The sequence below is a fragment of the Embleya sp. NPDC025285 genome (assembly GCF_055558835.1).
In genome coordinates this window covers 68,307-78,093 of record NZ_JBVHLU010000052.1, presented here as the reverse complement: position 1 = coordinate 78,093, position 9,787 = coordinate 68,307, and the positions used below count along the sequence as shown (strand labels likewise).

The following is a 9,787-nucleotide window of genomic DNA, read 5'->3' as shown; positions in this document are numbered from 1 at the left end:
CCCCCCCCCCCCACCCCCCCCCCCCCCCCCCCCCCCCCCCCCCCCCCCCCCCCCCGCGGTTGGGCCCGGGCGACGGGCCGGGCCGACTCGGACCGACCGTCACGGCGACGGTGTCGGGTCCTCGTCCGGCACGCCTCCGCCGCCGAGTTCGCCGGACAGATAAGCCGCGTCCGCGCCCATGTCGACGTACAACCGCGCCCACGCGAGGTCGGTCGCCGTCGCGGGTTTGCCGTCGCAGTAAGGCTTGCGCCCGTTCGCCGTGTAGTGCTCCAGCACGTTCAGGACCTTCGCGGTGTCGCCCTCCTCCTGCGACGTGTACTCCGGTCCGGGTCGCGACCGCTGGTGCTCCTGGCACGTCGCCGTCGTGGGCGCGGCCTCGAACGAGGCACGCTCGGGATTCTCGTCCTTGCCCGACCCCGTGCACCCGGCGGCGCAGGCCCACAGCGCGGCCACCGCGAGCGCCGTGCCCGTCGTCGCCCGCATCCTCGTCCTCATCGGGGTCCTCACCCTCGTCGTCATCGGGACCGACTCCCTTCCTCATGTGTGCGTCGACATACGGCGATGGGCCTCAGCCCACCGCGCGAACGGTGAACACCACGCCGACCGCGATCACGGACACGGCGGTGGCGAGCGGGAGATATCGCGACCACCACGAACCCCGCAGGTGCCGGGACGTGGGTCGCAGGCGGACCAGGACCAGGCCGGCGGCGGTCAACACGGCGGCCATGCCCAGTCCGTAGGCCAGCACGAGCAGGACGCCGAACACGGTGCGCCCGAGCGCGACGGCGCCCAACAGGACGACCAGCGCGGACGGGCTGGGCACCAGGCCGCCGACGACACCCATGCCGATCAGGACACCGCGCCCGGGGCGCGTACCGCGAACGGTCGGATCGGCTGGGGCGTGGGCGTGGGCGTGGGCGTGGGCGTCGGCGACGGTCGTTTGGTCGCGGGAATGCGAATGCGCGTGGGCGTGCGCACGTGTGTGGGAGTGGGAATGCGCGTGGGAGTGCCCACGGGCGTGTCCGTGTCCGCGGTACGCGTGCACGACCGCGCGATCGCCCCCGGCCCGACCCGCCCGCAGCGCGAATACCGCCGCGCGCAGCAGCCACACCCCGATGCCCGCCACGAGCAGCCCGCTCGCAGCCCCGAGCCACATCAACACTCGCTCGCCGGTCAGCGACGTCGACACGCTCCACAACGTCCCGACCACCAGCACCCCGGCCGTGTGTGTCAAGGTCACCGCGGCCCCCACCGTCACCGCGTCGCGCACTCCCTGACGACGCCCGTCCGCACCACGCGTGGCCAGGTACATCGCCATGATCGTCTTGCCGTGCCCGGGCAGGGCCGCGTGCGAGCCGCCCAGTACGAGTGCCAGCAGGACCGCGGCAACGCCCGCCCCCACGGTCAGGTGGTCCGCGCCCAGCACCGCGTCGAAGCGACGTTGCACACCCGCGTACGCCCCTTCGATCAGGTTCGGCGTCGATCGCCGCACGCCCGGCACGGGTGCATCCGTGCCAGGACGCACCCGCAGGTCCGCGCCGCGCACATCCGGCGGGGAGGAGAGCAAGTCCACCGGGTAGGAACGCAGTCCGCCACTCGTGCTGGTCCGGGGCACCGGGGAGGTGCCCAGCGCGACACCCTCGCCGGAGGCGGTGACCTCGTGCCACCCGGCCCGGCCCGGATGGTTGTCGTTCCGCACGGAGACCCTGGCGGGGCGGGACAGATCGGCCGCCGCGCCCAACCGACACTCCGTGCGCGTGGTCGACAGGCCCGCGGCGCCCGGCACCAGCTCGGCGCCCGCCCGCAGCACCGTCCAGGCCGCAGCCGGCCGCCCGTCGATCCACAGCCGCAACCCGTCGGCCAGACGCGGACATTCGGCGTCCGCGTGGGCCTGCAACTCGGCGGCCGAGACGTGTCCGTCGTGGTCGAGGTCGCGCCGTCCCGCCTCCTGGAGCGTGGGAATCTCCGCCTCGTCCACGAGCGCGAGGTCCTCCACCCGATCGGGACGCAGCGTCAACAGGTGGGCCTGATTGACGCTGATGTTCCCCAACGGGTGCGCCGACGCCCCGGGCGCTGCCCCGACGAGCACACCCATGGCGACCAACAGGGCCGCACACCCGGCAACCGCCCACCGCGCCCTCATCGCCCGCCTCCCGAGGTCCCGGAGGCCGCCGAGGTCCCCGTACGACCGGCGCCGGCCGTACCGCCGGCGTTCCCCGCGTCCGCCGCCTTCCCCGCATCCATCGACGCGGCAGCGCGGATCGCCGCCGCGTGGGCCAGTACGTCCGGATCACGCCACCCACCCGCCGTGGCCTCCGTCGCGTAGGGCAGCGCCGCGTCGGCGCGCCCCGCCCGATACAGCGCCCAGGCCAGCGCGTCCGCCGTGTGCACCGAACCTCGGCGGGCCCGCTCCGCCTCGGCGCGCCCGACCGCCTCGGCCGGATCGCCGTGGTCGGCCTCGAACACCGCCCGGGCCACGTCGTCCGTCGCGCCCTGCGCCTCCTGCACCGCGAACTGGGCCGCCACGAGCCGGAACTGCTCGCGGGCGAGCTCCGCCCTTCCGGCCCGCTCGGCCAACTCGCCGTAGCGGATCAGGTATTGGGCGATCGGCGCGGACGCGATCACCCGGTCGTACTCGGCGAGCGCCTCGTCCACGCGTCCCACGTCGGCCAACGCCGCGGCCCGCCCCGCACGCAAGGCCGGATCGCCCGGCGCCGTCCGCAGCCCCGCCTCGTAGGAGCCGAGTGCCCCGGCGGGATCCCCGTAACGGCGCGCCAGTTCGCCCTGCCACAACCGGCAGTACGCGACCTCGTCCCGAGTGAACGCGCCGTCGAGCGCCCGATCGAGCGCGGTGCGCGCGCCCTCCACGTCGCCACGCAGTTCCAGGTCGTAGGAGGCGCGGGTGAACGCGGCCACCGACGGGCGCAGGTCGAGCATGTGCTGGATCGCCTCGGTGGCGCCCTCGGTGTCGCCGAGTTGGGTGGCGGCGTCGGCCAGCGCCCCGTACGCGGGCGCGTGGTACGGATCGGCCTCGATCGCCCGGACCGCCGACTCCTTCCCGGCGGCGAAGTCGTGGCGGGCGTTCGCCAGCGCCGCGGACGCCACCAGCGCGGTCACCCGCGTCGGCGTCCCGGGCCCGGACAACGCCAGCGCCCGATCCAACGCCTGGCCCGCCCGGACGTACAACGACGCGTCGCCGGTGACCCGGGCCCGCTCCACGTACGCCCCACCCAGCGCGGCCAACGCCGCTGCGTCGTCCGGCACTTCACGCAACCGCGCCTGCGCGGCGGCGATCGGGTCGGCCGGTGACGCCGCCCGCGCCCCGACCGGGGAAGCCTGGCTTCCCCGGTCGGTGTCCAGTGAGCGCACGGCGACGGGAGCCGCGATCAGCACGATCCCCGCCACCGCACCCGCGCCCCACACTCGCAGCGTCGGCACGATTCACCCGCTCGGCGCGTCGACGGCACGGTTCACCGGCCAGTACTCCGGCAGCGCGACATAGGGGAACGTCGCCGCGAACGGCCGGTTCCCGGCGTCCACCATGTCCCCGCGCGCGAGCGCCGGCACCGGCCGGCCGGTGGCCACGGCCCCCTCCAGCGCCTGGAGTTCGATGTCCACGACGTCGTCGGTCAGCCGACGCCCATTGGGGAACCCGGCCAAGTCGCCACCGAGCACCCCGAGTCGGTTCGGCTTCGCGGTGGGCGGGATCGACATGTTCAGCCGCATCTCCTCCGCCGGCACGAACGTCTTCGGATCCACGTCCTTGTTCAGCAGTTGCGAGTTCAGGTCGACCTGGATGGGACCGTTGGTCGCCTTCGCGATGCCGGTCAGGAAGATCTCCACCAGGTCCGCGCGCGGGCCCTGCGGGGCCTTGATCCCGTAGATCTTCTCGATCAGCCCGGGTACCTCGGGCCGGTTCACCCGGTCGACGAGCTCGGGTACGGTCCGGTCCTGGTCCGGGGTCAGCGCGTTGAACCGGTTCTTCAGCCCGGCGGGCATCACGACCTCGTTCACCAGCGGATTGCCCAACCGCGACACCTGTACGTACCGGCCCCAGTCACGGTCCTTGCCGTCGGCCACCACCACGTTCATGCCGCGCCGCGACGTCGTGCTCCACACCCCCACGACCGGGTTGCGCCCGGGGTCGTTGCGCAACGCCAGTGCCGTCTTGGGGACTTGGAGTACCAATGTGTTCACGTTGTACCCGGCAACCGTGTCCTGCCCGACCTCCTTGAGGTTGCCGCCGTACAGCAGGTCGAAGACCCGCAGGTCCAGGAAGAACGGGTCCTCGGTCTGTCCCGCGAACACCCGCCCACCGCCCGGAAGATCGTGCAGCGCGGCGTCGCGCAGGCCCCTGTAGTCCGGCATCGACGCGGCACCCACCCGCGAGGGCGCCACGCGTCCCTGGTCCAGCAGCGTCCGCGCGTTCGTGCCGCGGATCTCCTGGAGTGTGTACCGCTGCCGGAACAGCAGGTTCTCGTCGTCCAGCGAGGTGACCGGCCCGTTGTTGTACAGGAAGGTGTCGTTGCCGCGCCGGTCCTCGTCGCGGAACGTCCAGCGGTAGGTGACGTCCGGCTTGCCGTCGCCGTCCGAGTCGATGTTGATCTCGTAACGCGCGTCGGTGGCGAACGGATGGAAGTTGGGGCCGCCGTTGGGCTCCTGGAACGGGACGACGTTGGCCACCAGCGTCACGGTGTCCGGACGGTCGGGGCTCACGAACGCGTACACGTCGGTGTTGTCCAGTTGCGGACCGGCCGCGATCAGCGGTGCCTCGCGATGGCTGGACGCCGTGGCCGGAGCGGCGTCGGTGAGCGCGACGCTGCCCGCCGCGAGCAGCGCGCCGACCGCGACCAGCGCCGCGGCGGACCGATGGCGGTGTATGTGGTGGTTCATGGCGGGGTTCCCCCTCGGCATCGCACGGCATGGCCTGCCGTGGCACCTCTGATTCGGTGTCGGCCGACCCGCGGTTTGCCCACGATTGCCGCGGAGGTGTAACAGCCTTGTCCCCGGCCGAGGTTCGCGCCGGGTTCCACCGACGACCCGGTGGCATGCGTATCGACGAGAGGCGTTCGGGCGCACACGCGGACGGGCCCGCGCACGTACGCCGTGCGCGGGCCCGTCCGGTGCGGGTCAGCGGCTTTTCGTCATGGAGGTCTCCGCATCCGCATTCGTCGTCCGTTTCGTCATGTCCCGATCCGCTCGTGCACGTTGGCGATCATGCGGCGCAGTACTTGCACGGTCAGGGCGTAGTCCTCGTCCGGGATGCCGGCGTGGATTCGCTCCCGGACCCGGGGCGCGATCGCCGCGAGACGGGCTCGGCCCGTGCGGCCGGCGGCGGTGAGGGTGAGTCGGCCGTCGTGGCCGGGTGTGATCCAGCCGCGATCGAGCAGGTCGTCGACGATCGTGGCGTAGGTGGACACATCGCCGACCTGGGGTGTCATGTACTCGCGCAGCGCCTCGGTCAGGGCTTCGCGGGTCAGACCGCCCTCGTCGGCGGCGAGCCGGTTCAGCGTCATCCAGTGCCGTTGGCTCAGGCCGAGCTTCGCGTGTTCGGCGTTGATGAAGGCGATGACCGCGGTGTGTGCCGCGCCGGTCCAGTACCCGGCGGGCTGATTGGCGAGTGTCTCGTCCATGGCGGCTCCGTTTCGGTATGTGCCGGTCGACGGCGTGCCCGGCCCGGCGACGGCGCGGGGGCCGCTCACCGAGGGGCCGTGACGTCTCGACCCCGGCGGGTGCCCCCGCCGGCGCGCCACATCGCCAGGGTCGTGGGGAGCGCGAGGACGGCGCCGGTGGTCAGCACGGCGGTCAGCGCGACATTGTTGGCGACGATGCCGCCGAACAGGGCGCCGAGCGCGATGGCCAGGTTGAACACGGACGTGTTCAGCGCGGTGGCCGCCTCGGTCGACTCCGGTGCCGACTTGAGGATCCAGGTCTGTACGCCGACCGGCACACCGCCGAAGGCCAGTCCCCAGACGATCATCAGGGCCGTGCCGCCGATCGGGGTGCGGCCGACGAGAGGGAAGATCGCCAGGACGGCGGTCAGTACGACGCTGATGGTGACGATGGTCACCCGGACGTCGCGGGCCGAGGCGGCACCCGCGAGGAAGTTGCCGGCGATGCCCGCGGCACCGAAGCCCAGCAGCAGCGGGCCGACCATGCCCTCGTCGATTCCCGACACGTCCTGTAGTACGGGGCTGACGAAGGTGAACGCGGCAAAGTGGCCGCTCACCAGCAGGAACGTGGCCAGGACGCCCGCCCGCACCACCGGATTGCGGAACTCCCGTGCCAGTGTCCTTAGTTGCACGGCCTGGCCGGCCGGCAACGGGGGCAACAGGACGAACAGGGCCACGAGGACGATCACCCCGAGCCCGGCGACGGCGACGAACGCGATCCGCCAGTCGCCGAGCCCGCCGATCAGCGTTCCGGCCGGTACACCGAGCACGTTGGCAGCCGTGGCGCCGCCGAAGACGATGGCGACCGCTCGGGGAACGGACCGCTCCGGGACCAGGCGCACGGCGAGCCCGGCCGCGAGGGCCCAGAACCCGCCGATGCTGATCCCGACGAGAAAGCGTGCGGCGAGCAGGATCGCGAAGTTGGGGGCGAGCGCGGACAGGACGTTGGCGGCCACCATCAGGACGATCAGACCGAGCAGCACGATCCGCCGGTCCAGGTGGCGGATCGCCACCGGCAGCAGCGGCGCCGTGGCGGAGGCGACCAGGCCGGGGACCGTCACCATCAGCCCGGCGGTGCCCTCCGAGACGTGCAGCGACGAGCCGATGAAGGGAAGCAGCCCCACGGGCAGGGATTCGACGGTGACCAGGGCGAAGGTGCCGACCGCCATCGCCGCGACGGCGAGCCACCTGCGCAAGGGCACACGCTCGTTGTCCCGAGGGGCGGGGGTGGGTGTCTCGGGCCTGTCGACGGCGATGTCGACGCCGACATCGACGGCGGTCATCGGGCCACCCCGATCGACCGGTGCGCGGGGGTCGGGAAAACGTCCCGGGGGACGGTGCCGCCGGTGGTTTGCGGGTTCATGCGTTGTCTTCCTGATGATCGTGCGGACATCGGGTGGTTGTGCGGGCACGCAGGACATGGCTCCGCGAAAAAGGGAGGGGGATCGGCGTGACCCGGCAACGTCCTCCCGGGCGGGCCCGGAGCCGGAAGGCGTGCATGTCCACCCTGCTGGGCACCGTCGGCGTCGACAAGGTGAGATAGTGGGTCGATCATTTAGCCGGATTCAACGATGGGGCGCGTCGATGCTCGAGCGGGTGGAGTTGGAGGCCTTCCTGACGCTGGCCGAGGAACTGCACTTCGGCCGCACCGCCGAACGCCTGCACCTGAGCACCGGCCGGATCAGCCAGACGATCCAGAGGCTGGAACGCCGGATCGGGACCCCGCTGTTCGAACGCACCAGCCGGAACGTCCGGCTGACCGCGGCCGGTCGGCAACTCCACGACGACCTGTTGCCGGTGTACCGGGAACTGGAGGCCGGGCTGCAGAAGGCGATCGACGCCGCGAAGGGCGTCGAGCACGTGCTGCGGGTCGGGTTCCTGGGGCCCGCAGTGGGACAACTCACGCTCCACGCCGCCCGGTTGTACGCCGAGCGGCTGCCCGGCTGCCGGGTGCAACCCAGGGAGTTGCAGATCTTCGACGCGCTCCCTCGGCTGCGCGACGGTGACGTGGACCTGGTGATCGTGACCCTGCCGCATCAGGAGCCGGGCATGGTCAACGGTCCGGTCCTGTTCTCCGAGCACCGCATGTTGGCCGTGTCCTCGACCCATGCCCTGGCCGGTCGCGACACGGTCTCCATGGAGGATCTCGCCGCCGTCAAGCTGTTGCGGGCGGGGCGAACCGCGCCCGACTACTGGCGCGCGGAACGCACACCCCCGCGGACCCCGTCGGGCGTACCGATCGAAGCCGGCCCTCGCTTCGAAACCCTCCAGGAGGCCCTGGCCCTGATCGGCGCCGGCGAAGGCGCCTTCGTGGTCGGCGCCCAGGTCGCCCGCTACTACGCCCGCGCCGACGTCGCCTACATCCCGTTCCGTGACGCCCCACCGCTGGAATGGATCCCCACCTGGCTCGGCGTCACCCCGACGAGCAACATCCATGCCTTCAGCCAGGCCGCCAGGGACGCCGCCGGCCTGCTCCACCTCGCCGCCGTCACCACCGACCTCGGCACCTGACTCCGGTCCGGGAGCACGGAGGCGGCCGCGTGCTCCGGCGGGGGCGGGCGGGGGCCTGCTCGCGGCGGGGGCGGGGTGGATCGCGTAGCGTCCCGGCCATGTCGGTGGAGCGAGACTGGTGGTACGAGGGGGAGGCGACGCACGCCGGCGTGGCGGCGGCCTTTCGCGCCGTCCGGCCCGGTGATGCCGAGGCGTTGAAGGACCGACTGCGGGCGGAGTGCACGCGGTTGTTGGGCAAGGCGCACCGAGCGCCGCCCGCGCTCGTGGACGTGGTGCTCGCATCGGGCGACGTGGAACTGCAACTTGCGTTGGCGGAGGCGGAGTTCGCCGGGACGGCGGCGCTGTGCGCGCTCGCCCGGCTGGGTCGGCCCGAGTTGGGCCGCGCGCTGTGCACATTCCGGCGCAACGACTGGGATCGGGCCGAGGTGATGGCGGCGGTAATGGCCGCGGCCGACCCGACCGATCCGGGTTGGCGCGCGCCGGACGGACTCGTCCCTTGGCTCGTCGAGGGGGACCACGTCTTCCGGCACGAACTCCTGTACACCCCGTTCGGCGAGGTCCTCGCGGCCACGCTGGTGCGGATCGGCTCGCGAATGCCACCCGATCTGCTGCTCGACCGCGTGCGCGGGCTGCGCGAGCTGGTCGGTCCGGCCGAGTTCGCGGACTTCGTGCGCCGCGCGCGGGAGGAAGAGGACGAGCTGGGGCACCCCGGACTGCTCGCCCGGATCGACGAGGAGCCGGCCGGCCCACCGGGCCCCACGGGCCTGTGGCTACTGGCGACCGGGCGGGCCCGTACCGAGCGCGGCTCGACGGTGATCGACTGGGACCTGGTCCGAGCCGAACAGGTACGCAACCCGTTGCCGGCGCCTGTCCTCACCCGACTGGTGATGGAACCCGACTGCCCCGAAGACCTCGTGCGCGAGGCGTACCGGCACGATCGCGCGGGCACCGCCCGGCTCGCCCACCGGCTGCCGGACGACCTGTCGGTGGATCCCGAACTCGAGCACGACCCCAAGTGGTGGCCGGAGTTCATCCGCCGTCGACAACGATGCGGTTGGTTGTCCGCCGAGCGCGTCCTCGCCGAGATCGCGCCCGCGGTCGACGCCCTGCGGTGCCTGGACGCGGACGAGCCCGGGAATCGGAGGGCGATCGCCGAACTGGTCGCGCCGCTGGGAGCGGACCGCGCGGCGTGGGCGGCCGTATACACCCGACTGGGCGCGTACGGGGGATCGTCGGCCGCGCTCGTGACCGATGTCCTGGCGGCACGCACCGTGAGCGGGGCGGGGCCGGACGACATCGCGCGGGGCGACGTCGTACCGGTCGGCGTCACCCCGGATCATCTCGCACGGGACGCGACCCATGCCGGGTCGCCCGGGTCGCCCGCGTCGGCCGACGCGGCGCGGGCGGGATTCCTGACGCTCTTTCGGGCCGCGCCGCAGCACGTTCGCGACGCCCTCGTGCCCGACCTCGACCTGCCCACGCTGCGCGACGTCCTCGCGTCACCGTCGACGAACGCCGCCACCCGCGCCCGGATCACCGCCGTACACGGGAGGCGGGTGTACCTCGCGCGAGCCATGTGTGCCGAGCAAGTGCCGGAATCCGTC

At 72.8% G+C, this 9,787-nt stretch carries 7 protein-coding genes; 1 reads left to right on the top strand and 6 read right to left on the bottom strand.

Annotation, left to right across the window (positions count from 1 at the left end):
• Positions 1–99 precede the first annotated feature (99 nt).
• From ACZ4FV_RS30225 to ACZ4FV_RS30200, 6 genes are all read right to left on the bottom strand, one after another.
• Entirely contained in the window at positions 100–483 is a 384-nt protein-coding gene (locus ACZ4FV_RS30225) for a hypothetical protein (protein ID WP_402233636.1), read from the bottom strand.
• Between the two features lie 85 nt (positions 484–568).
• Positions 569–2,143, bottom strand: a complete 1,575-nt coding sequence (locus ACZ4FV_RS30220; RefSeq protein ID WP_465323770.1) for a nickel/cobalt transporter — start codon at positions 2,141–2,143, stop codon at positions 569–571.
• Positions 2,140–3,438 carry a tetratricopeptide repeat protein gene (locus tag ACZ4FV_RS30215; protein ID WP_395860475.1) on the bottom strand — a complete coding sequence of 433 codons (1,299 nt, stop codon included), beginning with the start codon at positions 3,436–3,438 and terminating at the stop codon, positions 2,140–2,142. Before ACZ4FV_RS30215 ends, ACZ4FV_RS30220 begins: the two co-directional genes overlap by 4 nt.
• A gap of 3 nt (positions 3,439–3,441) precedes the next feature.
• Positions 3,442–4,893 carry a DUF4331 domain-containing protein gene (locus ACZ4FV_RS30210; RefSeq protein ID WP_402233632.1) on the bottom strand — a complete coding sequence of 484 codons (1,452 nt, stop codon included), beginning with the start codon at positions 4,891–4,893 and terminating at the stop codon, positions 3,442–3,444.
• Positions 4,894–5,183: 290 nt separating this feature from the next.
• A complete protein-coding gene (locus ACZ4FV_RS30205; protein ID WP_395860471.1) occupies positions 5,184–5,633 on the bottom strand; it encodes a MarR family winged helix-turn-helix transcriptional regulator in 450 nt (149 codons plus the stop codon).
• 65 nt (positions 5,634–5,698) lie between these two features.
• Positions 5,699–6,955 (bottom strand): MFS transporter, encoded by a 1,257-nt coding sequence (locus tag ACZ4FV_RS30200; protein WP_402233629.1) that lies wholly within the window; start codon positions 6,953–6,955, stop codon positions 5,699–5,701.
• Between the two features lie 301 nt (positions 6,956–7,256).
• Between ACZ4FV_RS30200 and ACZ4FV_RS30195 the strand changes: the two genes are divergently transcribed.
• Positions 7,257–8,183 carry a LysR family transcriptional regulator gene (locus tag ACZ4FV_RS30195; protein WP_465323769.1) on the top strand — a complete coding sequence of 309 codons (927 nt, stop codon included), beginning with the start codon at positions 7,257–7,259 and terminating at the stop codon, positions 8,181–8,183.
• Positions 8,184–9,787: the final 1,604 nt, after the last annotated feature.